Genomic DNA, 24845 nt, shown 5'->3' with positions numbered 1-24845 from the left:
CTGCTCCTCAAGGCGGTTGCGCGGTGCGGTGAGCCTGGGTCGGTGGTGGCCCGGGGGTGTGCGTCCCGCTTCAGTCGGTTGCGGTGCCCGACGCTATCGCGACCAGGCGGGCGGCCTTCAGTTCGGTTTCCGCCCACTCGCGCGCCGGGTCGGAGCCCCAGGTGATGCCCGCGCCGGTGCCGAAGCGCAGCACGGGTGCGCCGGGGTCGGTCCGGTCGATCCAGAACGTGCGGATGCCGACGGCGAGTTCGCTCTCGCCGCGGTCGGCGTCGACCCAGCCGACGGCTCCGCAGTAGGGGCCGCGCGGGGCGGTCTCCAAGGCGTCGATGATCCGCAGGGCGCTGGACTTGGGGGCGCCGGTGACGGAGCCGGGCGGGAAGGTCGCGCCGAGGAGTTCGGGCCAGCCGGCCTCCGGGCGCAGGGTGCCCTGGACGGTGGAGACCAGGTGGACGAGGCCGGGGTGCTTCTCGACGACGCAGAGGTCGGGGACGGTGACGGTGCCGGTCTCGCACACCCGGCCGAGGTCGTTGCGGACCAGGTCGACGATCATCACGTTCTCGGCGTGGTCCTTCTCCAGCAGGTCGGCCTCGGTGCGGCCGGTGCCCTTGATCGGGCCGGAGGAGACGGTGCGGCCGTCGCGGCGCAGGTAGAGCTCGGGCGAGGCGGTCGCGATCTCGACGCCGTGTCCGGGCAACCGGACGGTGCCCGCGTAGGGGGCGGGGTTCCCGTGTGCGAGCAGACCGGTGAGGGCGTCGATGTCGGTGCGGTCCCGGTCCGGCAGCGGCGCGGAGAGGACGCGGCAGAGGTTGGCCTGGTAGACCTCGCCGGCCGCGATGTGGTCGCGGATGCGGCGGACGCCGGCCTCGTAGGCGGCGCGGTCCAGGGAGCTGTGCCAGCTGTCGGCGGCCGGGCCGAGCCAGCCCGCGCCGGACGGTGGCGCGGGGGCGGGGCGGACGTCGTCGAAGCGGGCGCAGGTGAGGCGGCCCTCGAAGTCGTGGACGACGGCCCAGAAGCCGGCGGAGTCGAGGGCGGCCGGGTCCGAGGTGACGTCGCGCAGCCCGGTGGCGAGGCGGCCGCCGAAGCGGGCGAGCGGGCTGTGGGGGACGGGCTGGCCGGACACGGTTCTCCTGCGCGGGCTGGTGGGGCTGCGGTGCCTGAAGTGTAGGTCGGGGGCGCGGGCGGGGGTCGGGCCGCCGCAGGGAGCGTGAGCAGGTGCGGGCGTCGCGCGGGTGTGCGCCGGGTGGCCGGCGGCTGACCGTCGGGTGCGCCGCAGGTGGGGGCGGTGGCCACCCGGAACGGCTGACGGGGCGGCACCCCGGGGGCACCCCCGCGGCACGCTGCGGGAACGGATTTTTAGCTGGCCCGGGAATCCGCTAGAGTTCAACACGTCGCCAGGGAGCGCAGCCGCACAAAAGCGGTGAGGCCCCCGGGAGACAGGCGGACGTGGCTCAGTTGGTAGAGCATCACCTTGCCAAGGTGAGGGTCGCGAGTTCGAATCTCGTCGTCCGCTCGATGGAGAACAGTGTAAGATCGTTCTTCAAGTGTTGCCTGGTGGAGTGGCCGAGAGGCGAGGCAACGGCCTGCAAAGCCGTCTACACGGGTTCAAATCCCGTCTCCACCTCCAAGAGGTACGACCGGTTCGACCGGGCGACCTCCCCGCGCGATTAGCTCAGCGGGAGAGCACTACCTTGACACGGTAGGGGTCACTGGTTCAATCCCAGTATCGCGCACGTCGGATCCTTCGGGGTCTGCTGCAGGACCGCCACACCAGGCGCGATTAGCTCAGCGGGAGAGCACTACCTTGACACGGTAGGGGTCACTGGTTCAATCCCAGTATCGCGCACAGTAACCGGCCGGGGCCGTGATCCATGGATCACGGCCCCGGCCTTCTGCGTTTCCGGGACCGCTGTCGCGGCCGGCGTGACTGCCGTTCCGCAGCGGGCCGTGGGGGCCGGGGAACGAAGAAGAGCCGTGTACGGACGCCCTCACCGACGTCCGTACACGGCATCTCCGCCTGCCGGGGTGCTCTGCGCACCGCTCCCGCCCGTCCGCGGGTCAACGCGGTGCGCGGCCTTCCCCGGCGGCACTGGCTCCCCGTCCCCAGGGGATCAGTGCCCGTTCGGTGGCCGGCCGGGCAGGTGCGCCGGCCGGGATCACGGGTCGATCGGTCAGTGGGTGATCAGTTCGGCGACGGCCTGCGCCTGGTTCGCCATCTGCTCCCAGCCCCCGAAGAGGATGACCAGCAGCACGGCGCAGGGCAGGGCGATCGCCAGCGCCACCGCCGGGTGCCTGGTCGGCTCCGCGGCCTGGCGCTGGGTGAAGGCCGGCCGACGGCGGCGGGGTGACCCCGTGAGCTGCGATGCCATGCCCTCACTCCTGATTCCTGCGCCGCTCTGGTCGTGCGCTGCTCGTGCCGACCGACGGGTCTAAGTGGACGCGGTGGACGGCTTACCTCGGGGGACGAGCTCCCCGTCCACCGCTGAGGACAACGCTATGGCCCGAGGGGGTGGTCGGACGTCATGCCGTCGTACTGTTCTCCGGGCATCCCCGAGGATGACGCTCCGACTTGAGGACTACTACCGAAGGGGGAGAGTCCCTCCACCGGACCCCCGGGGGAACCCTGAGAGCCGACCCCGAGAACGCTCCCGCCACCGCGCGCGCGACTGTCAGTGCAAGATCGGACAATCGCACGGAGGGTTCAGGTGTTGCGTATCAGCACACCGCAGCAGGCAGTCCGTAAGCTGTGCCCGACAGGAACTGACGATGCCCCAACCGACGGGGCCTCATCCACAGGCTGACGGGGAACGATGATGGCGATGATGCGGCTGAGGCGTGAGGACCCCCGCATCGTCGGGCCGTACCGGCTGCACCGGCGCCTCGGAGCCGGCGGCATGGGCGTCGTCTACCTCGGCTCGGACCGGCGCGGGCAGCGGGTCGCGCTCAAGCTGATCCGCGCCGAGCTGGCCGAGGACCTGGAGTTCCGCACCCGCTTCGCCCGGGAGATCGCCGCCGCGTCCAGGATCCGGGGCGGCTGCACGGCTCGGGTGGTCGGCTCCGACATCGAGACCGACCGACCCTGGCTGGCCACCGCGTACGTCCCCGGGCCCTCGCTCTACAAGCGGGTCGGCGACGGCGGACCGCTGAGCTGGCCGGAGGCCGCCAGGATCGGCGCCGCCCTGGCCGACGGCCTGGTCAAGGTGCACGAGGCCGGGGTCGTCCACCGGGACCTCAAGCCGTCCAACATCCTGCTCTCGCCCCGCGGGCCGCGGATCATCGACTTCGGGATCGCCTGGTCCCGCGGCGCCAGCACGCTCACGCACGTCGGCACGGCGGTGGGCTCCCCCGGCTTCCTCGCCCCCGAGCAGGTCCGCGGCGCCGCCGTGACACCCGCGACGGACGTCTTCGCGTTCGGGGCGACGCTCGCGTACGCGCTCACCGGGGACACCCCGTTCGGCTCGGGCGCCTCCTCCGAGGTGATGCTGTACCGGGTCGTCCACGAGGAGCCCGACCTGACGGACGTCCCTCCGCAGCTGGCCCCGCTGATCCGGGCCTGCCTGGCGAAGGAGCCCGCCGAGCGGCCCGGGGCGGCCGCCCTGCACGAAAGGCTGAGCGAACTCGCGGCGCGCGGCACGGGCGACGGCCCGGCGCCGGAGCGGCCCGGCCGCGGGCCCGTCGGCCGCGCCGGGGCGGGCGCGCGGCCGAGCGCTCCCGGGCCCGGCTCGGCCGCCGGACCGGGCTCGGCGGGCGCCGCCGCACGCGGCGTCCCGGCGCCGGGGCGCGGACCCGACCCGGCGGGCGCCCCGCGTGCCCGCGCCGGGGCGGCGAGCCGGCCGGCCGGCCACCAGCCCGTCGCACAGCACGGCGCCCACCCGGGTGCCCACCCCGGCGTCGCACACCGCCGGCCGCAGGGCCGGCCGGGGCAGGCCGCCACCGCGCCGATGCCGCGCCCCGAGGCCCACACCACCCGGCCGCTGCGCGAACGCCAGCAGACCCCGCCGCCGGGGCGCACCGGCACGCCCGGCGCCGCGGCGGGCCCCCGCGAGCGGGACCAGCGGCCGGACCGGCCGCGCGGGCGGGCCCGCGACCGGCAGCACACGCCCGTCCCCGGCGGCCGCCCGGCCACCGCCCGTCGGCGGTTGCTGCGGCAGCGGCTGGTGGTCTTCGTCACCGTGACGATCGGTGTGGCACTGGCGATCGCGGCGGCGCAGGGGTGCGAGAACCGGGACAACCAGAGCCTCGGTCCGGTCCACGGCGCCGGGGCCACGGTCAGCGCCGGACCCAACGGGCCCGCCGGGCAGTCGGGCGCCGCCCCGCAGGCGTCCGGGCTCTCGGCAGACGGCGCGGCGCAGTCCGCGACACCGCTGGCGGCGGCGGCCCACGGCAGCGTGGCGGGTGACGGCGCGCTGACGCCGCCGCAGGGCGCCGGGCCGGCGGTGGACTGGCCCAACCGCAGCTACCCCGACCCGGCGGGCGGCCCGGCGATCGCGCTGCGGGACGGCCGCTCGGCGGCTGGGGCGGGGCCCCAGGTCGCGCTCAGCGCCGTCCTCCCGGCCCGCTACAAGGGCGCGGCCGCGGCCCTGGTGGTGCTGCGCCGCGCGGAGGGCTCGGTGCCGGCCGACCTCGTCCAGTTGTTCGCCTTCAACGGGGACGCGCCGGTCGCGCTGGCGTCCCGCTCGTCGGCCGCCGATCCGCAGGCGACCGCCGCCTGGCGGCTCGACAACGGCGCGCTGGTCCGCGAGGAGCGGGCCAACCAGACCGGCGCGGTGGCCTCCACCCGCTACTCGGTGCGGTCGGACGGCACCATCGAGGAGTCCTGGCCCGGCGCCCCCACCACGATCGTCACCCCGCCACCCGCCGCCGCCCCGGCCCCGCCGACGGCCCCCACGGGCTGACCGGCGGGCCAACCGACGCACCGGAAGTCGGCCGGGCCGACTTCCTGATCCGCGGCTCAGGGTGTGGATGGCGTGGGCCATCGGGGAGCCAAGGCGGTGCTCCGCCCTGATGAGGGCGCGGCGGGGGTGCGGGGTGCGGATCAGGCCGAGGGGCCGAAGGTACGGGCCCCGGTGAGGAAGCCGCCGGCGGCCGGCAGGTGAGGCCGTCGCCCTGCGGGTTCCTCAGCTGGGTGCGGGAGCGAGGGGTGACGGGTCAGGCCGGGGCGGTGACGGCGTAGAAGGCCACGGCTGCTGCGGCGCCCACGTTGAGGGAGTCGATGCCGTGGGCCATCGGGATGCGGACGGCGCGGTCCGCGGCGGCCAGCGCCCGGCGGGTGAGGCCGTCGCCCTCCGCGCCGAGCATCAGGGCCGCCTTGGGCAGCCGGTGCGGGGCCAGTGCGGCCAGGTCGACGGAGCCCTCGGCAGGGGTCAGGGCGAGCAGCTCGAAACCGGCGGCGCGCACGGTGTCCAGCGCGGCCGGCCAGGGCTCCAGCCGCGCGTACGGGACGGCGAAGACGGCGCCCATGGAGACCTTGACCGCGCGCCGGTACAGCGGATCCGCGCAGTCGGGCGAGAGCAGCACGGCGTCCATGCCGAGCGCGGCCGCGCTGCGGAAGATCGCACCCAGGTTGGTGTGGTCGACCAGGCCCTCCAGCACGGCCACCCGGCGGGCGCCGGCCAGCAGCTCGGCGGCGTCCGGGAGCGGGCGGCGTTCCATCGAGGCGAGCGCGCCGCGGTGGACGTGGTAACCGGTGACCGCCTCGGCCAGCCCCGGTTCGACCACGTGGACGGGGGCGTCGGTGTCGGCGATCACGTCCGCCATCACGTCCAGCCACTTGGCCGTCAGCAGCATCGACCGCATCCGGTACCCGGCGGCCATCGCCCGGCGGATGACTTTCTCGCCCTCGGCGATGAAAAGACCCTCGGCGGGTTCGCGGCGGCGCCGCAGTTCGACGTCGGTCAGGCCGGTGTAGTCGCTCAGGCGCGGGTCGGCGGGGTCGGTGATGGTGCTGGGTTCGGACACCCTGCGATCTTGCCAAGCCGGGGTGGAGAAGGCCAAACGGCCCAGGGCGGGATGTGCTTGACCTTGGCCAGTCGGTGTGTGGAGTGCAAATATGACGTATGGCCCGTTTTCCGGGCCGATCATGGGCTCCGTCGGCCTCTGGCACTTTCGGCTCCGCTACGTCTTCCCGTGCCGCTGGTACCGCCGGCTCCTCCGGTGGGCGCCCACACGGTCGGCAACAGCAGCCGAAGGACGCTCGGCCGAGACCGGTACAGCGCCGGTCGGTGGCCGGACAGGTCTTCGCGCTGCAGGTACTCGTGGTGCTGCTGCTGGTCGCCGCCGCAGTGGTGGCGCTGGTGGTGCAGTCCCGCAACGACGCCCGGCACGAGGCGACCAACCGGTCGGTGGCGGTCGCCCAGACCTTCGCCAACTCACCGGGCATCGTCGAGGCGCTGCACTCCCCCGACCCCACCGCGGTCCTGCAGCCGAAGGCCCAGGCCGCGGCGCTCAACGCGGGAGTGGACTTCATCGTCGTCCTCAACACCGACGGCATCCGCTACACGCACCCCAATCCGGCCCGGATCGGTCAGAAGTTCGTGGGCGACTACGAGCCCGCGCTGCACGGGCAGGTGGTGACCGAGCAGGTCAACGGCACGATCGGACCTCTGGTCCAGGCGGTCGTGCCGGTCCGGGCACCGGACGACTCCGTGGTCGGCATGGTCTCGGCGGGGGTCACCATCGCCAACATCAGCAGCGCGAGCGAGCGGCAGCTGCCCGTGGTGCTGGGCGCCGCGGCGGTCGCCATGGGGCTGGCCACCTGCGGGACGGCGCTGGTCAGCCGGCGGCTGCGGCGGCAGACCCACGGGCTGGGCCCGTCCGAGATGACGCGGATGTACGAGCACCACGCGGCGGTGCTCCACGCGGTGCGCGAGGGTGTGCTGATCGTGGCCGGCGACGGGCGGCTGCTGCTCTGCAACGACGAGGCGCGCCGGCTGCTGGCCCTGCCCGCCGACGCCGAGGGGCGGCTGGTGACCGAGCTGGGCCTGGACCGCGCACCCGAGGAGCTGCTGACGGCCAACCGGCCGGTCACCGACGAGGTGGTGCTGGCCGGGGAGCGGCTGCTGGCCGTGAACGTCCGGCTGACCGACCGGGACGGCGGTCCGCCGGGCTGCGTCGCCACCCTGCGGGACTCCACCGAGCTGCTGGCGCTGTCCGGGCGGGCCGAGGTGGCCCAGCGGCGGCTGCGGCTGCTGTACGACGCCGGGGTGTCGGTGGGCAGCTCGCTCGATGTGACGCGGACGGCCGAGGAGCTGGCCCAGGTGGCGGTGCCGCGGTTCGCGGACTTCGTCAGCGTCGATCTGGCCGAGGAGGTGCTGGAGGGCGACGAGCCGCCGCAGGGCCAGCCGCTCGGACAGATGCGGCGGGCGGCGTTCAAGGGCGTCCGGGAGGGCTCGCCGTTCTACCCGGTGGGAACGGTGCTGGCGGTCGTGCCGTCGACGCCGCTGGCGGGCGCGCTGGACACCGGGGAGGCCGGGCTGGAGCCGCGGCTGGCGGAGGCCGAGGCCTGGCGGGGGCAGGACCCGGAGCGCTCGGTGCAGGCGCTGGAGTACGGGGTGCACTCGCTGGTGCGGGTGCCGCTGCGGGCGCGCGGGGTGCTGCTGGGGGTGGCGCGGTTCTGGCGGGCGGACCGGCCGGAGCCGTTCGACGAGGAGGACCTGGCGCTGGCCGAGGAGCTGGTCTCGCACGCCGCGGTCTGCATCGACAACGCGCGCCGGTACACCCGCGAGCACGCGATGGCGGTGACGCTGCAGCACAGCCTGCTGCCGCGCAACCTGCCCGCGCAGAACGCGCTGGACGTGGCGCACCGGTACCTGCCGGCGCAGGCGGGGGTGGGCGGCGACTGGTTCGACCTGATCCCGCTGCCGGGCGCGCGGGTCGCGCTGGTGGTCGGGGACGTGGTGGGTCACGGCCTGCACGCGGCGGCGACGATGGGCCGGCTGCGGACGGCGATCCACAACTTCTCGACACTGGACCTGCCGCCGGACGAGTTGCTCGGGCACCTGGACGAGCTGGTGAACCGGATCGACCAGGAGGAGTCGGCGACCGGCGGGGCGGCAGCGGTCACCGGCGCGACCTGCCTGTACGCGATCTACGACCCGGTGACGCGGCGCTGCACGCTGGCCAGCGCGGGGCACCCGCCGCCGGCGCTGGTCGGTCCGGACGGCCGGGTGGAGATCCCGGAGCTGCCGACCGGGCCGCCACTGGGACTGGGGGCGCTGCCGTTCACGACCGCCGAACTGGAGGTCGCCGAGGGCAGCCGACTGGTGCTCTACACCGACGGACTGGTGGAGGACCGCGACCGGGACATCGACGAGGGGCTGGAGATGCTGCGGGCCGCGCTCACCGGGCCGCCGCGCACTCCCGAGCAGACCTGCGCGGACGTGCTGGGCGCGATGCTGCCGGCACGGCCGCAGGACGACATCGCGCTGCTGGTGGCGCAGACCCGGGCGCTGGCGTCCGACCAGGTGGCGGAGTGGGAGGTGCCGTCCGACCCGGCCGCGGTCGGGGAGGTGCGGGCGGCGGTGGCGGAGCGGCTGGCGCAGTGGGGGCTGGACGAGGCCGCGTTCGTCACCGAGCTGATCCTGAGCGAGCTGGTGACCAACGCGATCCGGTACGGGCGCGGGCCGATCCGGGTCCGGCTGCTCCGCGACCGGGCGCTGATCTGCGAGGTGTCCGACGCCAGCAGTACGTCGCCGCATCTGAAGTACGCGGCCACCACGGACGAGGGCGGGCGCGGGCTCTTCCTGGTCGCGCAGTTCGCGGACCGCTGGGGCACCCGCTACACGGCCGGCGGCAAGGTGATCTGGACCGAGCAGCCGTTGGAGTGAGGCCGGGCGCGCGGGTCGCGGTGCGGGGTGGGAAGTCGGCCGGGCCGACTTCCCACTCCTCGGTCGATCAAGCGCGCAGGGTTGATCAGGCGTGCAGGGTTGATCAGGCGTGCAGGGTTGGTCAGGCGTGCACGGCGGGGGCCAGGACGTTGACCACGTCACCGATGACGATCACGGCGGGGGGCTTGATCCGCTCCGCCTCGACGGTGGCCGCGACCGTGGCGAGGGTGGCGTCCACCCGGCGCTGGGCCGAGGTGGTGCCCTCCTGGACGACCGCCACCGGGGTGTCGGCCGGGCGGCCGCACTCGATCAGCTTGTCGGCGATCGCGCCGATCTTGTCGACGGCCATCAGCAGCACCAGGGTGCCGGTCATCCGCGCGACGGCCTCCCAGTTGGTCAGCGAGCGCTCGTCGGCCGGGCCGACGTGCCCCGAGATCACGGTGAACTCGTGCGTCATCCCGCGGTGGGTCACCGGCACGCCGGCCGAGGCCGGCACGCTGATCGAGCTGGAGATGCCCGGCACCACGGTGACCGGCAGCCCGGCCTCCGCGCAGGCCAGCAGCTCCTCGCCGCCGCGCCCGAACACGTACGGGTCGCCGCCCTTGAGCCGGACGACGAACTTGCCGGCCTTGGCGTGCTCGATGAGCGTCCGGTTGATCGCCTCCTGGGCCATGAACCGGCCGTACGGGATCTTGGACGCGTCGATCACCTCGACGTGCTCGGGCAGCTCGGCGAGCAGCTCGCGCGGGGCGAGCCGGTCCGCGACCACCACGTCGGCGTCGGCGAGCAGCCGGCGCCCGCGCACGGTGATCAGGTCCGGGTCACCAGGACCGCCGCCGACCAGGGCGACGCTCCCCGTGCCCGGCCGCCCGGCGGCGCCCCCGACCCCGTGCGAGCGGTACTGGCGGGCGGCCAGCGAGCCGTCCCGCAGGCCGTCCACGATGGCGTCGCGCAGGGCGGCGGAGTGCCTCGGGTCGCCGGTGAGGACGGCGACGGTGGCACCCGCGTCGCGGCCGCTGGCCGGGGTCCAGGCGGTGGCGGCGGCCGCGTCGTCGCTGCGGGCGCAGAACACCCGCTCGCGCTCCGCCTCGGCGCTGACCGCGGCGTTGACCGCCGGGTCGTCGGTGGCGACCAGCGCGTACCAGCTGTCGGCCAGGTCGCCGTCCCGGTAGCGGCGCTCGTGCCAGGTGAACTCGCCGGCGTCGGCCATCGCCTGGACGGCGGGCGTGGTGGTCGGCGATATCAGGTGCAGGTCCGCGCCGGTGGCGATCAGCGCGGGGAGCCGGCGCTGGGCCACGTGGCCGCCGCCGACCACGACGACGCGGCGGCCGGCGAGCAGCAGGCCCACCGGGTACGGGGTCCGGCCCTCGGTGCCGGGGTGCGGGTTGGGCGCGGTCATGGGCAGGGCTCCTGAATCAACGTGAGGGTGCGGTGGGGGTACGGCGCGGCACCGCTCCGCGCGCCGGCGCGCCCTCGGGCCGGTTCACGGAGCGGTGCGGACGGTCGTCAGGCCTTCTCGGTGACCCCGGCGGAGTCGAACGTGGCTACATCGTGCATCGCCCGGGCCGCACTCTGCACCAGCGGCAGGGCCAGCAGGGCGCCGGTGCCCTCGCCGAGCCGCAGGTCGAGGTCGATCAGCGGACGCAGGCCGAGCTTGGCCAGCGCGGCCTGGTGGCCGGGCTCCGCCGAGCGGTGGCCGGCGATGCAGGCGGCGAGCACCTCGGGCGCGATCGCCTTGGCGGCCAGTGCGGCCGAGCCGGCGATGACGCCGTCCAGGACGACCGGGGTGCGCAGCGAGGCGGCGCCGAGCAGGAAGCCGGCGATGGCCGCGTGCTCCAGACCGCCGACGGCGGCGAGGACGCCGATCGGGTCGGCCGGGTCCGGCTGGTGCAGGGCGAGCGCGGCGCGGACGACCTCGACCTTGCGGGCGTGCGTCGCGTCGTCGATGCCGGTGCCGCGGCCGGTGACCTCGGCCGGGTCCAGCCCGGTGAAGACCGAGATCAGGGCGGCGGAGGCGGTGGTGTTGGCGATGCCCATGTCACCGGTGACCAGGGCCTTGTTGCCGGCGGCGACGAGGTCGCGGGCGGTCTCGATGCCGATCTCGACGGCCTTGAGGACCTCGTCCCGGGTCATCGCCGGGCCCTGGGTCATGTCCCCGGTGCCGGGCCTGACCTTGCGCGGCAGCAGGCCGGTGGTCCGGCCCTGCTGGATGGCGTCGGGGAGCTCGGCGGCGACGCCGACGTCGACCACGCAGACCTCGGTGCCGATCTGCTTGGCGAAGGCGTTGATCACCGCGCCGCCGGCCAGGAAGTTGCCGACCATCTGGGCGGTGACCTCCTGCGGCCAGGGGCTGACGCCCTGGGCGTGGACACCGTGGTCGCCCGCGAAGATCGCCACGCAGGCGGGCTCCGGGATCGGCGGCGGGCACTTGCGGGACAGCCCGGACAGCTGCGCGGAGATGATCTCCAGCATGCCGAGCGAGCCGGCCGGCTTGGTCATCCGCTTCTGGCGGTCCCAAGCCTCGCCGAGGGCCTTGGCATCGAGCGGGCGGATGCCGCGCAGGGTCTCGGAGAGCAGGCTGTGCGGCTCCTCGCCGGGCAGCGCGCGGTTGCCGTACTGCTCCTCGTGGACGACCCAGGAGAGCGGGCGCTTCTTGGCCCAGCCCTGCTGCTGGAGCTCCGGTTCGTCCGGGAACGCGTCGACGTAGCCGACGCAGAGGTAGGCGACGACCTCCAGGTGCTCGGGCAGGCCGAGCTCGCGGACCATCTCCTCCTCGTCGAAGAAGCTCACCCAGCCGACGCCGAGGCCTTCGGCGCGGGCGGCCAGCCAGAGGTTCTCGACGGCCAGGGCGGCCGAGTAGGGGGCCATCTGGGGCTGGGTGTGCCGGCCGAGGGTGTGGCGGCCGCCGCGGGTGCGGTCGGCGGTGACCACGATGTTGACGGGCGTTTCGAGGATCGCCTCGATCTTGATTTCCTTGAACTGCTTGGCCCGGCCCTTGGGGAGCGAGTCGGCGTAGGCCTCGCGCTGGCGCTCGGCCAGTTCGTGCATCTTGCGACGGGTCTTGGCCGAGCGGATCACGACGAAGTCCCAGGGCTGGGAGTAGCCGACGCTGGGCGCGGTGTGGGCGGCCTCCAGGACGCGGATCAGCACCTCGTGCGGAATCTGGTCCGGGCGGAAGCCGTTGCGGATGTCGCGGCGCTCGCGGATCACCTGGTGGACGGCCTCGCGGCCGGCGTCGTCGTAGCCGGGGGCAGCCGGGCCACGCGGCTCGGCGGGCTCCTCCGCGGGCTCCTCGGTGACGGGCTCGGCGGCTTCGGGCTCGGCGGCTTCGGCGGGGTCGGCCGCCTCGACGGGCTCCGCGGCCTCGACGGGCTCCGCGGCCTCGGCGGGCTCCGCGGCCTCGGCGCTTCCGGCCTCCGCGTCGGGGGCGGCGGCGTCGGCCCCGGCGGCCTCGGGCTCGGTCTCGGCGCCCGGCTGCTCCGCAGGGGCCTCGGGGGCCGCGGGGGCCTCCGCGGCAGCCTCGGGAGCCGCTTCGGGCTCCACCGGCTCCACCACGGCTGCGGCCTCGACGACAACCTCCTCCGGGCCCGGAGCCGGGGCGGCGGCCTCGGCCTCCGCCGGGGCCTCCTGCGGCTGCTCGGGCTCCGCGACGGCGACGGCGACGGCCTGGCCGGACGGCATCTCGCCGGTGCCGACGGCGGTCTCGGCGGACTCCTCGGCGGCGGCCTCGGCCGGGCTCCCGCCCTCGGCGGGGGCCTGGCCGTCGGTGACGACCGGCGCCTGCTCGACGGCGTCCGGCTCCTGGGCGGCCGGCACCGGCTCGGCCGCGGGCTGCTCGACAGCGGGCTGCTCAACGGCGACCGGCTCGGCGGCGACCAGCTCAACGGCGGGCTGCTCCGGGGCGGTGTCCGGCACCGGCTCGGCGGCGGGCGCCTGGGCCTGCTCGGCGACCGCTATGGGGACGGCGTGCCGGCCCTCGCCCTCCGCGACGGCCTGGACCGGCTCGGTGCCCTCGACCTGCGGGAGGCCGTGCGGGGTCGGTGCGGCGAGGAAGGCGGAGATCCGGCGGGGCTGACCGGCCTGGGCGGCCGGCTGCTGCGGCGCGGCCTGGGCGGCGTCGGGCGCCTGCGCCTCGACGGCCGCGGGCTCGGCGGCCACGGGCTCGGCGACGGCGGGCGCGACGGCAGTGACCTGCTCGACGGCGACCGGCTCGGCGGCGACGGCCTCGGCGGGCAGGGCTTCGGTCTGCTCGGCGACCGGCACCTGCGCCGGCACCTGCTCCACGACGGCCGCGGGCTCCACGACGGCGTCGGCGGCCGGCGCCGCGACGGGCGCCTCGGCGATCAGCCCGGCGTCGGCGACCGGAGCGGCCACCTCCACCGCGCCCACCGGCTGCGCGGCCGGTTCGGCGTACTGCGGGGCCTGCGGGGCCTCCTGGGCCGGCGGCACGGCCTGCGGCGGCTGGACCGGGGCCATCGGCTGCTGCGCCGGCTGGGCCTGCACGGGCGCGGTGGCCTGCGGCTCCGGCTGCCCGGCGAAGACCGGGATGCCGTGCGCGGGCGTGCCGCCCTGCGACGGGCCGCGGTCGGCGAGCGAGCGCACCGGGACCTGGCCGGTCATCAGCGAGGGGTCCGGGATCGGGGGCCCGGCGTGCAGCGGGCGGCGGGGCTGCTGAGCCGCCGTCAGCTGGTCCTGGCCCTGCGCCTGGAGCGGCGGCTGGACCTGCTGCGGCACCGCGGCCTGGAGCGGCACCGGCTGGACCTGCTGGGCGGCCGGGTCGGCCGCGCCGAGGACAGGCGGCTCCAGCGGCGGCCAGGACGGCTCGACCGGCGTACCGGGAGCGACCTGCTGCTCGGCGCTCTGCTCACCGGGAGCGGCCGCCAGCGGCTCGCCCCAGGAACCCTGCGGACCGGGCATCAGCAGGACGTCGTCCTCGTCGTCGAGGGGGTCCGGCTGGTCCGGCTGGTCCAGGAAGTGGAACGCGGGGCGCGGGGCGCCCTGGTCGACCCCCCAGCCCTCGCCGGGCGCCTGCACGCCGTAGCCGGGCACGCCGAGCGGCTGCGGCTGACCGCCGGGGCCCTGCGCGGGAAACATACCGATGCCCTGCCCCACCGCTCCGGGCAGGCCGTTCCCCGGCGCCGCCGGGTTCGGGATCAGGCCGCCGTCCGGTGCGACGCCCGGCCCCGGCGCGACAGTGGAGACGCCCTCCGGGCCACCGAGAGGATCGGGCCCGGCGAGCAGGTGCTCCGGCAGTCCCTCGTTCGGAACGTGGCCGCCATCGGTCATGTCAAAGCTCCTTCCAGGCCGCTGCCGCGCCCTTGGCGACGCGATCACCGACCGCAGCGCCCATCCGCACGGGCCGGGCCCTGGAACCGGACCCGCCCCTCAACCACATGCGGCCGCCGCGCCGAGGCGCTGCGGCCGAATTCCTTCCGGCGCGCTGCGGCACCCCGGCCCGCGCACCACCCGGGTGGGGAGGCGCGCCATCTGAGACAACGACAAGGCGGGGCAACCGGCAACGACCGCACCGGACCCTACGGCATTCTCCAGGTCCGGCACGCGGCCCGTCGAATTGCCCACACTCCGAGCCGTTCCGGGTTGCACCGCGTCAAAAAGGCGACAAACCGACCGGATCGGGCGGGCCCCCGGACGCCGCAGCCGTCCCGGACGCCACACTACCGGCCCGGCGCCGCCACCTCTCGAATCGGTGTCCGGATGCGACCTGGATCACCGCCGGCCCCCGCAATCGCCACCGGGGCGGCCGGGCGACGGCACTCGGTCTTCACACGATCTGCTCACCCCAGAGCAGGAGCACGCCGGGCTCGCCCGCCGCGAGCCCCAGGCCGCCGTCCGCCCCGACCGGGCGCAGCGGCGCGGACTGGAGCAACGCGCCGTCGGCGCGGTAGCCGGCCCCGGTGACGGCGCGGCGGATCTCCTCGGCCTCGGCGAGGGTGCGGGCCACCGCCGCGAAGCGCTCGGGCCGGCGGGCCAGGACGGCGCGCACCACGGCGATGCCGCCGGCCTCGACGACGGCCGCGTCGGGCTCCGGCAGGCCGCCGAGCACCTCGGGGCCGGAGCCGTGGACGGTCTCCACCTCGACGCCGAAGCGGCGGGCGTTGACCGTCAGCCGGGCGCAGGCGGAGCGGGAGGCCTCGACCGCGACGACGGCCGCGCCGAACCGGGCGGCCTCCACGGCGAGGGCGCCGCTGCCCGCGCCGACCGACCAGACCAAGTCCCCCGGACGGACACCCAGACGGGCCAGTACGAGGGCGCGCGCGTGCGCGGGCAGCGCCTCCGGCGCGCCGGGCGCGTCGTCCGCGCGCCCGGCGCCCGTGTAGGCGTCGCCGGGGAGCGCCCAGCCGCGGTCCGGGCCGGGGTAGCCGACCGGGCGGCCGGCCAGCCAGCCGGCCGCCTCGCCCACCGCGCCCGCCTGCGGACCGCCGCCGTTGCCGCCGATGACCAGCACCACGTTGGGGTCGCGCCAGATGTGGTCGGCGACCCGGTCGGAGGTGAGGACGGTGACGTCCTCCTCGGGGGTGCCGAGGGCCTCGCAGACCACGAAGGTGCGGTGCACCCCGCGCAGCATCAGGGCGAGTTCGCTCGGTCCGGCGCCGGGTGCGGTGAGCACGGCGACCTTGGCGTTGGCCCGGCAGATGTTGGCGGCCCGGCGCAGCCGTCCGCCGTGGGCGCTGACCACCTGGGCGTCCTCCCAGGGCATGCCGGCCCGGGCGAAGGCGACGGCGACCGAGGAGACGGCGGGCAGGACTTCGAGTTCGAGGCCGTACTCGGGGCGGCGCAGGGTGCGCACGACGCCGAAGAAGCCCGGGTCGCCCTCGGCCACCACCACGGCGGCGCCGCGGTGTTCGGCGATCCGGCGGGCCGCCAGCCCGACGTTGCCGAGCACGAGCCGCTCCGCGCTCGGGGGCACCGGGAGGGCGTTGAGCTGGTAGGGGGCGCCGGCCACCAGGGTGGCCGCGGCGAGTGCCGCGCCGGCGGCCTCGGTCAGCGGGGTGCCGTCCCACCCGATGACCGTGATCCGGTCAGCCATCTGCGGCCGTTCTCCCTCGCCTCGGTGCGCCGACATGCCGCGCCCGCTTACGGCGCCGAGGGAGAGGCTACCGGGTGCGTTCCCCTCGGCGCCGACTTCTCGCACACATGTCCGCCGTTCGTCGGCCGCCGCTCCCCCGCCGGTCACCGCGCGGCCCACCGGTCACCGTGCGCCGGCTGGTCACCGTGCGGCCCGCCCGGGCCCGGACGGCGGCGGGTCAGTCGCGCAGGACGTAGCGGTGGTCGTCGTGCCAGGCGCTCTCCGGCTCCGCCGGGTTCTCCATGTCCTCGGGGAGCAGGCTCCACAGGATGAGGTCGCTGCGGCTCTCGGCCGCGCTCCGGTGGCCGGACGGCGCCGCCGCGGTGTGCGTACCGGCTCCGACGGACTCGGCCGGTTCGCCGCGCACTATCCAGGCGCTGCGCAGCACGCCCTCGCTGATGGCGCCGACCTTCTGGGCGACCTGCTGGGCGGCGGTGTTGCCGGCGGCGGTGCGCATCTCCAGGCGCAGGAAACCGCGGTCCTCGAACAGCCACTGGGCGGTGCCCAGGACGGCCTCGGGCGCGTAGCCCTCGCCGCGCGCCCAGGGGGCGGTGACGTAGGCGATCTCGGTGGAGCGCAGCCGCCAGTCGGTGTTGCGCAGCTCGACCAGGCCGACCAGGCGCTGGGTGAGGTGTTCGGTGACGGCGAAGACGATGCCGCGGCCGGCCGCCCGGTGGGCGGGGGCGAGGGTGCGGGCGAGTTCGGCGGCGTAGGCCTCGGTGAAGGGGTACGGGAGGTCGGTCCAGGCGAGGACGAGTTCGTCGGCCGTCATCGCGGCGAGGCCGGGGGCGTCGTTCTCCGCAAGGGGGCGCAGCAGCAGCCGCTCGGTGCTGATGGCGGTCTCGGGGAAGCTCGCTGCCATGCCGTCTCTCCTCGCCGGTCGTGGACACACCGTACGCCTCACCGGTACCCCGGATGTCGCGCGGTGCGCGGACCGCACGACGGTACGTCAGAACGCGGTCTGTCAGGGCGTCACTGGTGCATACTGCCCGACCGGGCCCCCGCCGAGGTGCGGCGGGGGCCCGGTCGTGGACGTGCGGTTGGCGGTGCCGGTGGTTCCGCCGGTCAGAACGCCGGGATGACGGAACCCTTGAAGGTGTCGTCGATGTACTTCTTGACCTCGGCGGAGTGGAGCAGCTCGGCGAGCTTCTTGACCCGGGGGTCGTTCTCCTTGCCCTGCTTGACCGCGAGGATGTTGGCGTAGGGGTTGCCCTCGGCCTTCTCCAGCAGCAGCGAGTCGCCGGCGGGCTTGAGGCCGGCGTCGAGGGCGTAGTTGCCGTTGATCACGGCGGCGTCGAGGTCGTCGATGGAGCGGGGCAGCTGGGCGGCCTCCAGCTCCTTCCACTTGAGGTTCTTCGGGTTGCCGGTGATGTCCTGCGGGGTCGCGGCGGTGCCGACGCCGGCCTTGAGGGTGATCACGTTGTTGTCGGCGAGCAGCTTGAGCGCGCGGCCCTCGTTGGTGGCGTCGTTGGGCAGGCCGACGGTGGCGCCGTCCTTGAGGTCGCCGATGGCCTTGACCTTCTTCGAGTACACGCCCAGCGGCTCCAGGTGGACCGGCTCGACGGAGACGATCTGGGTGCCGTGCTTCTTGTTGAAGTCCTCCAGGTACGGCACGTGCTGGAAGTAGTTCGCGTCGGCCGAGCCGTCCTGCACCGCGGTGTTGGGGGTCACGTAGTCGGTGACCTCCTTGATGGTGAGCTTGAGGCCGGCCTTGTCCGCGAGGTTGTCCTTGACGAACTTCAGGATCTGCCCGTGCGGGGTGGGGCTGGCGACCACGGTGAGCGGGGCGTTCGGGTCGGAGGAGCCGGACGAGCCGGAGCTTCCGCAGGCGGCCAGCGAGAGGGCGATGCCGGCCGTGGCGAGGACGCTGGTGAACTTCAGGGCGTTGCGCACGAAAAGTGCCTTTCTGCGTGATACGGGGAGCCGGGTCCGGAATCGGACGCCGGGAGGTCTAGAGGGCGACGAGGTCCTCGTCGGGGGCGGCCGGGGTCGTGCCGCGCGGGCGGAGCAGGCGGGTCCGGCCGCCGGTGCGCCCGCGGTTGGCGAGCCGGCCCACGGCCCAGTCGCCGAGCAGCTGCACCAGGGTCACGATGATCACCAGCTCCGCGACGATGATCCACATGAAGGCGGTCTCGAAGCGGAAGTACCCGTAGTTGATGGCAAGGGTGCCGAGGCCCCCGCCGCCGACCACGCCGGCCATCGCGGAGTAGCTGATCAGCGTGATGACCGTGGTGGTGACGGAGGCGGTCAGGCCGGGCAGCGACTCCGGGAGCAGCGCCTTGCGGACGATGGTCCAGGTGGAGGCGCCCATGGCCTGCAGCGCTTCGACCAGGCCGCGGTCGACCTCGCGCAGGGAGGTCTCGACCAGCCGGGCGAAGAAGGGGATCGCGCCGATGGTGAGCGGCACGGTCGCGGCCTCCCAGCCGATGGAGGTGCCGACCAGCCAGCGGGTGAAGGAGATCAGGGCGATCATCAGGATGATGAACGGCACCGAGCGGACGATGTTCACGATCGCGCCGAGCACCTTGTTGACCGGCCGGTTCTGCAGCAGCCCGCCCTTGTCGGTGAGCACCAGCAGGACGCCGAGCGGCAGGCCGAGCAGGACGGTGCCGGCGGTGGCGACGCCGACCATCTGGAGGGTCTCCCAGGTGGCGGGCCACATCAGTTCCTGCATCTGGTCCCAGGTCATGCCACCGCTCCGCTCGCCTTGTCGATGCCGGTCGTGTCGAGCACGTCCACCTGCAGGCCCTGCTCGCGCAGGAACCCGATCGGCACCACGTTGTCCTGGTGGCCGCCGGGGAGTTCGACCCGCATCCGGCCGACCATGCGGCCGGCGATGGTCTCGACGGCGGCGCCGAGGATGTTGATGTCGATCTGGTACGTGCGGGCGAGCTGGGAGACGAAGGGCTGGGCGGAGCTGTCGCCCTGGAAGGTGATCTCCAGCACGGTGCGGCCGGGGTGGCCGGTACCGAACTCGCTGAGCGGGAAGAGCTCGCGGGCGAGTTCCGAGCCGGGCTTGGCCAGCAGGTCGGTGAGCTCGCCGGACTCGACCACCCGGCCGCCGCGCATCAGGGCGGCGGAGTCGCAGACGGACTTGATGACGTCCATCTCGTGGGTGATCAGCAGGACGGTCAGGCCGAGCTGCTGGTTGAGGTCGCGCAGCAGCTTGAGGATCGAGCGGGTGGTCTCCGGGTCGAGGGCCGAGGTGGCCTCGTCGGAGAGCAGCACCTTGGGGTCGCCGGCGAGGGCGCGGGCGATGCCGACGCGCTGCTTCTGGCCGCCGGAGAGCTGGCCGGGGTAGCTGCGGGCCTTGTCGCCGAGGCCGACCAGGTCGAGCAGTTCGGCGGCCTTGCGGCGGCGCTCGGTGCGGTCCAGGCCGACGATCTCCAGCGGGAGCTCGACGTTCTGCTGCACGGTGCGGGAGGCGAGCAGGTTGAAGTGCTGAAAGACCATGCCGATCCGGCGGCGTGCCTCGCGCAGTTCCTTGCCGGCCCGGTTCTCACCGCCCGCGAGCGCGGTGAGCTCGACGCCGTCCACGGTGACGGTGCCGGAGCTGGGGCGCTCCAGCATGTTGACGCAGCGGATGAGGGTGGACTTGCCGGCGCCGCTGGTGCCGACGACTCCGTAGACCTCGCCGGGGCGCACGTGCAGGTCGACGCCGGCGAGGGCGGTCACCTCGCGGCCGCGGGAGCGGTAGACCTTGGTGAGGTCCGTGGTGGTGATCACAGCTGCTTCCGTGGGTCGGGGGCGGACGGCGTGGAGCCGCCGGACCGGGTTGCGGTCGGCGGGACGGACGGCGTCGCACCGGGGGGATCCGGACCTGCCACCCCTTGATCGTCGCCGCTGGGCGGCCGGGCCGCGCGACGGCGTGGCCCTAACGAGTCATCAGGGACGACCGCCGGCCCGTGGCCGGGCAGGCGGACGGAGCGGGTGGTGCTCCACAGGCTGGGGCGTGCTCGCACTGACGGGAGCAGGCCGGGTCTCGCTTCGGGGCGCGAGGGGGAGGGCCCCGGCCGACGGCCGGGGAGGGGACGGTGGCCCTCAGCGGTGACACATTCGACGACACATGGCGCGCTCACCTGCCGGCAGGGTGCCGGTGGGGGTCCATTTCGTCGTCGCAGTCATGTGAGCCAGTAAATCAGAAGGTTCGACTTCGTCCCAACTATTCGGATTCGCTGTCCGCAATACGGACAGCAACCCCTGTGAGCTGCTTCGATGCACCTCGGCGCCGCCCCCGGATCGTCCGGATGATGGCGGCGCCGGGCAACGGCGACGGCGCGGGGCTCAGGCGGTCGCGGCGAGCGGCGCCACCGCGGGCTTCTCCAGGTGGACCAGGCCCGGCCCGCCGTCGACCTGCTCGACGGCGGTCTGGCGGTAGCCCTGACGGGTGTAGAGGCGCAGGTTGCCCAAGCTGCGGTGGCCGGTGAACAGGCGGTACGCCGTCACCGGGCGGCCGTCGGCGGCGAGGCGGCGCTCCAGGGCCTCCAGCAGGCGGCCGCCGAGGCCGTGGCGCTGCATCCGGGGGTGGACGACCAGGCGCCCTATCCGGCCGATGCCGTCGGGGCCGATCCGGCCGCGGACGGTGCCGACCACCTCGTCACCGAGCCGGGCGACCAGGACGTACTGCTCGGTGAGCTCCTCGCGCAGGCTCTCCAGGGTCTGCGTCAGCGGCTCCAGGCTCCAGTCGCCGTACAGCTCGGCCTCGCTCTGGTAGCCGAGGTACTGCAGCTTGAGGATCTGCTCCGCGTCCTCGGTGTCCGCCACCGAGATGATCACGCTCATGCCCATGTGCTGGGGCCTCCCCATCGTCGTGCCCGGCGCGCAGAGTGAGGGTGTCGCACCGGATGCCCTGCCGGAGATGTCCCGGCCGGGGATCGGTCCTGGCCGGGGGTGGCGCACGAACGCGCCCGTCGGGCGGCCCGGTGGGGCCACGGCGACGGCGGCGCGCTCACGCTCAGTATCCGAGTGATCGCGCCGCCGTCAAGAGCCGCGTTCGCCAGCGCTCTACCCGCGCGTCAGCTGCTCTCAACCTTCCGGCCGTACGACGTGGCGAGGGTCACGTCGCACCGCCCGGGCCGACGGCCGCGGGCCCGGGCCGGCTACGGATAGCGCTCGGCGTGCAGAACGGCCCGCAGGCAGGCGAGGCAGCGGGACCGGGTGGGGCCGATCGAGCCGCGCGGCATGCCGAGCCGCGCGGAGAGCTCGCGGTAGGTCGGCGGCGGGTCCTCGGCGAGGGCGGCGACGAGCTGCGGGCAGCGGCCCGGCAGGGCGGCCACCGCCGCCCGGACGGCGCGGCGCCGCAGCGCGGCGAGGACCTCGTCCTCGGCGGACGGGACGACGGGAAGGATGGTGCACATACCGTGCATGACCTGCTCCGGGCCGGGCCGGTTACGGCCGACCGGGCGTGAGCACCCGAAGGGGGCGCGGCGCTCGATCCGCCACGCCCCTTCGAGGGGTACCGCTTCGGGGGTGTCAGCCCTGGACCCACTCCTCCTGGAGCGCCAGGTCGTCCTTCACCTCGGCGAGCTGGACGGCCACCGCCGAGGGGGCCGTGCCGCCGCGGCCGTTGCGCGAGGCGATCGCGCCGTGGACGCTGAGCACCGAGCGGACGTCGGGCGTCAGGTGCTCGGAGATCCGCGCGAACTGCTCGTCCGTCAGATCGGAGAGCTCGATGCCCTGCTGCTCGCAGACCTTGACGCAGGCACCGGCGACCTCGTGCGCGACCCGGAACGGCACGCCCTGCTTGACCAGCCACTCGGCGATGTCGGTGGCGAGCGAGAAGCCCGCCGGGGCGAGCTCCTCCAGCCGGTCCCGGTGCACGGTGAGGGTGGCCATCATGCCGGTGAAGGCCGGCAGCAGCACCTCCAGCGTGTCGCAGGAGTCGAAGACCGGCTCCTTGTCCTCCTGGAGGTCCCGGTTGTAGGCGAGCGGCAGCGCCTTCAGCGTCGCCAGCAGGCCGGTCAGGTTGCCGATCAGCCGGCCGGACTTGCCGCGGGCCAGCTCGGCGATGTCCGGGTTCTTCTTCTGCGGCATGATCGAGGAGCCGGTGGAGAAGGCGTCGTGCAGGGTGATGAAGCCGAACTCCTTGGTGTTCCAGATGATCACCTCCTCCGCGATCCGGGAGAGGTTGATCCCGATCATCGCGGTGACGAAGGCGAACTCGGCGACGAAGTCGCGCGAGGCCGTCCCGTCGATGGAGTTGCCGACCGAGCCCCGCTCGAAGCCGAGGTCGGCGGCGACCGCCTGCGGGTCGAGGCCGAGCGAGGAACCGGCCAGCGCACCGGAGCCGTACGGGGAGACGGCGGTGCGCACGTCCCACTGGCGCAGCCGCTCGGCGTCCCGGCCGAGGGCGTGCACGTGCGCGAGGACGTGGTGGGCGAAGAGCACCGGCTGCGCGTGCTGGAGGTGGGTGCGCCCCGGCATGGCGGTGTGCGGGTGCTCCTCGGCCAGGCCGACCAGGGCGTGCTGGAGGTCCAGGATCAGCCCGCCGATGATCCGGGCGTGGTCGCGCAGGTACATCCGGAACAGCGTGGCGATCTGGTCGTTGCGCGAGCGGCCGGCCCGCAGCTTGCCGCCCAGGTCGGCGCCGAGCCGCTCCAGCAGGCCGCGCTCCAGCGCGGTGTGGACGTCCTCGTCGGCGACGGTGCCGGTGAAGGTGCCGGCCTCGACGTCGGCGAGCAGCTGGTCCAGCCCGGCGAGCATGCCGTCGAGTTCCTCGGCACTGAGCAGCCCGGCCTTGTGCAGGACGCGGGCGTGGGCCTTCGAGCCGGCGATGTCGTACGGCGCGAGGCGCCAGTCGAAGTGCACCGAGGCGGAGAGCCTGGCGAGCGCCTCGGACGGGCCGTCGGCGAAGCGCGCGCCCCAGAGGCGCAGCTCAGGAGAGTTACTGGCGGCGGTCTGGTCGGCAGGCATCGCTGGGCTCCTTACAAGGTGGCGGGTCGGGGGCGGCCCCGGCCGCGAGGGGGCGCGGCCGGGGCCCGGCAGGTGGTCGGACGACCGGGCGGTCGGCTCAGCCGAGGTCGCGGCGGGCGGCGATCTTCGAGGACATCCCGAAGATCTCGATGAAGCCCTTGGACATCGACTGGTCGAAGGTGTCGCCGGTGTCGTAGGTGGCGAGGTTGAAGTCGTAGAGGGACTGGTCGGACTTGCGGCCGTCGACGACGGCCCGGCCGGCGTGCAGCACCATCCGGATCTCGCCGGTGACGTGCTGGTTGGCCTCGTTGACGAAGCCGTCCAGCGCCCGCTTCAGCGGGGAGAACCAGAGGCCGTCGTAGACCAGCTCGGCCCAGCGCTGCTCCACCTGCCGCTTGTAGCGGGCGAGTTCGCGCTCGACGGTGACGTTCTCCAGGGCCTGGTGGGCGGTGATCAGGGCGATCGCGCCGGGGGCCTCGTAGATCTCCCGGGACTTGATGCCGACCAGTCGGTCCTCGACCATGTCGAGCCGGCCGATGCCCTGGGCCCCGGCCCGCTTGTTGAGCTCCTCGATGGCCTGCAGGACGGTCACCTTGCGGCCGTCGATGGCGACCGGGACGCCGGCGTCGAAGGTGATGACCACCTGGTCGGCCTCGCGCGGGGTGGCCGGGTTCTGGGTGTACTCGTAGACGTCCTCGATCGGGGCGTTCCAGATGTCCTCCAGGAAGCCGGTCTCGACGGCGCGACCGAAGACGTTCTGGTCGATCGAGTACGGGGACTTCTTGGTGGTGGCGATCGGCAGGCCCTTGGCCTCGGCGAAGGCGATCGCCTTGTCCCGGGTCATCGCGTAGTCGCGGACCGGGGCGATGCACTTCAGCTGGGGGGCCAGCGACTGGATGCCGACCTCGAAGCGGACCTGGTCGTTGCCCTTGCCGGTGCAGCCGTGGGCGACGGTGGTGGCGCCGTGCTTCTGCGCGGCGGCGACCAGGTGCTTGACGATGGCCGGCCGGGAGAGGGCCGACACCAGCGGGTACTGGCCCTGGTACAGGGCGTTGGCCTTGATGGCCGGGAGGCAGTACTCGTCGGCGAACTCGTCGCGGGCGTCCGCGACCTCGGCCTCGACGGCGCCGCAGTCCAGCGCCCGCTGGCGGATGACCTCCAGGTCCTCGCCGCCCTGGCCGACGTCGACGGCGACGGCGATGACCTCGGCGCCCGTCTCCTCGGCGATCCAGCCGATGCAGACGGACGTGTCCAGACCGCCCGAGTAGGCGAGTACGACGCGCTCGGTCACGGCTTTCTCCTTCACAACAGTGCGAACAGGCTTACGGCGATAGGCATAAGTATGCACTACACCGTATGGATTTCAAAACCCCTGCCGAGGAACGGGCGAACCGGGGTCACGGGGCGGTGCGTCGGGCGGGCGGAACGGGGCGGGCCCGGGTCGGCCGGGCCCGGCCGGGGGCTACTGGGCCTTGGCCTGGGCGAGCTGCATCAGGTGGTCGGCGAGGGCCTGGCCGCCGGAGGGATCGCGGCTGATCAGCAGGACGGTGTCGTCCCCGGCGATGGTGCCGATGATCTCGAAGACCTCAGCCTGGTCGATCGAGGAGGCCAGGAACTGGGCCGCGCCCGGCGGGGTCCGCAGGACGACGAGGTTGCCGGAGGCAGTGGCGGAGACCATGAGCTCGCCGGCCAGCCGGGCCATCCGGCCCTCGCTGGCCGACTCCCCCATCGGTGCGCGCGGCGTGCGGTCGCCGCCCTCGGCCGGGACGGCGTAGATGAGCGCGCCGTCCCGGTTGCGGATCTTCACCGCTCCCAGCTCGTCCAGGTCCCGGGAGAGGGTGGCCTGGGTGACCACCAGTCCGTCGTCGGCGAGCAGCTTGGCGAGCTGGCTCTGCGAGCGCACGGGCTGGCGGGTGAGCAGGTCCACGATTCGCCGGTGGCGCGCGGTGCGGGTCTGCGGGACCTGCGGCGTCGGACCGGCGGCGGGCTGGTCGGCGTGGGGAACGGTCATGTGATTATTCTCC

Annotated in this window: 17 protein-coding genes and 4 tRNA genes; 6 read left to right on the top strand and 15 right to left on the bottom strand. The window is 74.4% G+C overall.

Annotated features, from left to right (window positions below):
• Positions 1–70 precede the first annotated feature (70 nt).
• Positions 71–1120 (bottom strand): chorismate-binding protein, encoded by a 1050-nt coding sequence (locus tag ACZ34W_RS13460; RefSeq protein ID WP_380386205.1) that lies wholly within the window; start codon positions 1118–1120, stop codon positions 71–73.
• Positions 1121–1437: 317 nt separating this feature from the next.
• Between ACZ34W_RS13460 and ACZ34W_RS13455 the strand changes: the two genes are divergently transcribed.
• The 4 genes from ACZ34W_RS13455 to ACZ34W_RS13440 all read left to right on the top strand — a co-directional run bounded on the left by ACZ34W_RS13455 (position 1438) and on the right by ACZ34W_RS13440 (position 1843).
• Positions 1438–1510 (top strand) — tRNA-Gly (locus ACZ34W_RS13455).
• A gap of 40 nt (positions 1511–1550) precedes the next feature.
• Positions 1551–1624 (top strand) — tRNA-Cys (locus ACZ34W_RS13450).
• A gap of 34 nt (positions 1625–1658) precedes the next feature.
• A tRNA-Val gene (locus ACZ34W_RS13445) sits at positions 1659–1730 on the top strand.
• 41 nt (positions 1731–1771) lie between these two features.
• Positions 1772–1843 (top strand) — tRNA-Val (locus ACZ34W_RS13440).
• A 325-nt stretch (positions 1844–2168) separates the two neighbouring features.
• On the opposite strand, the gene ACZ34W_RS13435 is transcribed toward ACZ34W_RS13440, so the two are convergent.
• Positions 2169–2366: a hypothetical protein gene (locus ACZ34W_RS13435; protein ID WP_329486846.1), complete on the bottom strand. Its 198-nt coding sequence runs from the start codon at positions 2364–2366 to the stop codon at positions 2169–2171.
• A 450-nt stretch (positions 2367–2816) separates the two neighbouring features.
• Between ACZ34W_RS13435 and ACZ34W_RS13430 the strand changes: the two genes are divergently transcribed.
• Positions 2817–4892 (top strand): serine/threonine-protein kinase, encoded by a 2076-nt coding sequence (locus tag ACZ34W_RS13430; protein ID WP_465603734.1) that lies wholly within the window; start codon positions 2817–2819, stop codon positions 4890–4892.
• Positions 4893–5145: 253 nt separating this feature from the next.
• Here ACZ34W_RS13430 and ACZ34W_RS13425 read toward each other — a convergent pair whose 3' ends face one another.
• Positions 5146–5955 (bottom strand): TrmH family RNA methyltransferase, encoded by an 810-nt coding sequence (locus ACZ34W_RS13425; RefSeq protein ID WP_329486847.1) that lies wholly within the window; start codon positions 5953–5955, stop codon positions 5146–5148.
• A gap of 263 nt (positions 5956–6218) precedes the next feature.
• Here ACZ34W_RS13425 and ACZ34W_RS13420 point away from each other — a divergent pair, with 263 nt between their 5' ends.
• Positions 6219–8822: a SpoIIE family protein phosphatase gene (locus tag ACZ34W_RS13420; protein WP_465603730.1), complete on the top strand. Its 2604-nt coding sequence runs from the start codon at positions 6219–6221 to the stop codon at positions 8820–8822.
• Between the two features lie 121 nt (positions 8823–8943).
• On the opposite strand, the gene cobA is transcribed toward ACZ34W_RS13420, so the two are convergent.
• The 12 genes from cobA to ACZ34W_RS13360 form a co-directional block, all read right to left on the bottom strand.
• Entirely contained in the window at positions 8944–10221 is a 1278-nt protein-coding gene (cobA, locus tag ACZ34W_RS13415; protein WP_329486849.1) for a uroporphyrinogen-III C-methyltransferase, read from the bottom strand.
• A 107-nt stretch (positions 10222–10328) separates the two neighbouring features.
• Entirely contained in the window at positions 10329–14108 is a 3780-nt protein-coding gene (cobT, locus tag ACZ34W_RS13410) for a nicotinate-nucleotide--dimethylbenzimidazole phosphoribosyltransferase (RefSeq protein WP_465603727.1), read from the bottom strand.
• A gap of 496 nt (positions 14109–14604) precedes the next feature.
• The gene (gene cbiE / locus ACZ34W_RS13405) at positions 14605–15870 is read right to left on the bottom strand and encodes a precorrin-6y C5,15-methyltransferase (decarboxylating) subunit CbiE (RefSeq protein WP_329486851.1); all 1266 of its coding nucleotides are present in this window, start codon (positions 15868–15870) and stop codon (positions 14605–14607) included.
• A 217-nt stretch (positions 15871–16087) separates the two neighbouring features.
• The gene (locus ACZ34W_RS13400; RefSeq protein WP_465603724.1) at positions 16088–16771 is read right to left on the bottom strand and encodes a GNAT family N-acetyltransferase; all 684 of its coding nucleotides are present in this window, start codon (positions 16769–16771) and stop codon (positions 16088–16090) included.
• Positions 16772–16974: 203 nt separating this feature from the next.
• Entirely contained in the window at positions 16975–17802 is an 828-nt protein-coding gene (locus tag ACZ34W_RS13395; RefSeq protein WP_329486853.1) for a MetQ/NlpA family ABC transporter substrate-binding protein, read from the bottom strand.
• Positions 17803–17860: 58 nt separating this feature from the next.
• Positions 17861–18598: a methionine ABC transporter permease gene (locus ACZ34W_RS13390; RefSeq protein ID WP_329486854.1), complete on the bottom strand. Its 738-nt coding sequence runs from the start codon at positions 18596–18598 to the stop codon at positions 17861–17863.
• Positions 18595–19635, bottom strand: coding sequence for a methionine ABC transporter ATP-binding protein (locus ACZ34W_RS13385; RefSeq protein ID WP_329486855.1), 1041 nt, complete (start codon positions 19633–19635; stop codon positions 18595–18597). Before ACZ34W_RS13385 ends, ACZ34W_RS13390 begins: the two co-directional genes overlap by 4 nt.
• Positions 19636–20193: 558 nt before the next feature.
• Entirely contained in the window at positions 20194–20697 is a 504-nt protein-coding gene (locus tag ACZ34W_RS13380; RefSeq protein ID WP_329486856.1) for a GNAT family N-acetyltransferase, read from the bottom strand.
• A gap of 311 nt (positions 20698–21008) precedes the next feature.
• A complete protein-coding gene (locus tag ACZ34W_RS13375) occupies positions 21009–21266 on the bottom strand; it encodes a hypothetical protein (RefSeq protein ID WP_329486857.1) in 258 nt (85 codons plus the stop codon).
• Positions 21267–21381: 115 nt separating this feature from the next.
• Positions 21382–22821, bottom strand: a complete 1440-nt coding sequence (argH, locus tag ACZ34W_RS13370) for an argininosuccinate lyase (protein ID WP_329486858.1) — start codon at positions 22819–22821, stop codon at positions 21382–21384.
• 97 nt (positions 22822–22918) lie between these two features.
• The gene (locus ACZ34W_RS13365; RefSeq protein WP_329486859.1) at positions 22919–24112 is read right to left on the bottom strand and encodes an argininosuccinate synthase; all 1194 of its coding nucleotides are present in this window, start codon (positions 24110–24112) and stop codon (positions 22919–22921) included.
• A gap of 171 nt (positions 24113–24283) precedes the next feature.
• Positions 24284–24832 carry an arginine repressor gene (locus ACZ34W_RS13360; protein WP_329486860.1) on the bottom strand — a complete coding sequence of 183 codons (549 nt, stop codon included), beginning with the start codon at positions 24830–24832 and terminating at the stop codon, positions 24284–24286.
• Positions 24833–24845 lie beyond the last annotated feature (13 nt).

It is taken from the genome of Kitasatospora sp. NPDC022856 (assembly GCF_055561235.1).
Note: the sequence above shows the minus strand (reverse complement) of the source record. Positions and strands in the feature narration are given on the sequence as shown.

Coding starts and splice junctions, on each gene's coding strand:
- ACZ34W_RS13435 (WP_329486846.1), bottom strand. CDS start 2,366: ATGGCATCGCAGCTCACGGGGTCACCCCGCCGCCGTCGGCCGGCCTTC.
- ACZ34W_RS13430 (WP_465603734.1), top strand. CDS start 2,817: ATGATGCGGCTGAGGCGTGAGGACCCCCGCATCGTCGGGCCGTACCGG.
- cobA (WP_329486849.1), bottom strand. CDS start 10,221: ATGACCGCGCCCAACCCGCACCCCGGCACCGAGGGCCGGACCCCGTAC.
- cobT (WP_465603727.1), bottom strand. CDS start 14,108: ATGACCGATGGCGGCCACGTTCCGAACGAGGGACTGCCGGAGCACCTG.
- cbiE (WP_329486851.1), bottom strand. CDS start 15,870: ATGGCTGACCGGATCACGGTCATCGGGTGGGACGGCACCCCGCTGACC.
- ACZ34W_RS13400 (WP_465603724.1), bottom strand. CDS start 16,771: ATGGCAGCGAGCTTCCCCGAGACCGCCATCAGCACCGAGCGGCTGCTG.
- ACZ34W_RS13390 (WP_329486854.1), bottom strand. CDS start 18,598: ATGACCTGGGACCAGATGCAGGAACTGATGTGGCCCGCCACCTGGGAG.
- ACZ34W_RS13380 (WP_329486856.1), bottom strand. CDS start 20,697: ATGGGCATGAGCGTGATCATCTCGGTGGCGGACACCGAGGACGCGGAG.
- ACZ34W_RS13375 (WP_329486857.1), bottom strand. CDS start 21,266: ATGTGCACCATCCTTCCCGTCGTCCCGTCCGCCGAGGACGAGGTCCTC.
- argH (WP_329486858.1), bottom strand. CDS start 22,821: ATGCCTGCCGACCAGACCGCCGCCAGTAACTCTCCTGAGCTGCGCCTC.
- ACZ34W_RS13360 (WP_329486860.1), bottom strand. CDS start 24,832: ATGACCGTTCCCCACGCCGACCAGCCCGCCGCCGGTCCGACGCCGCAG.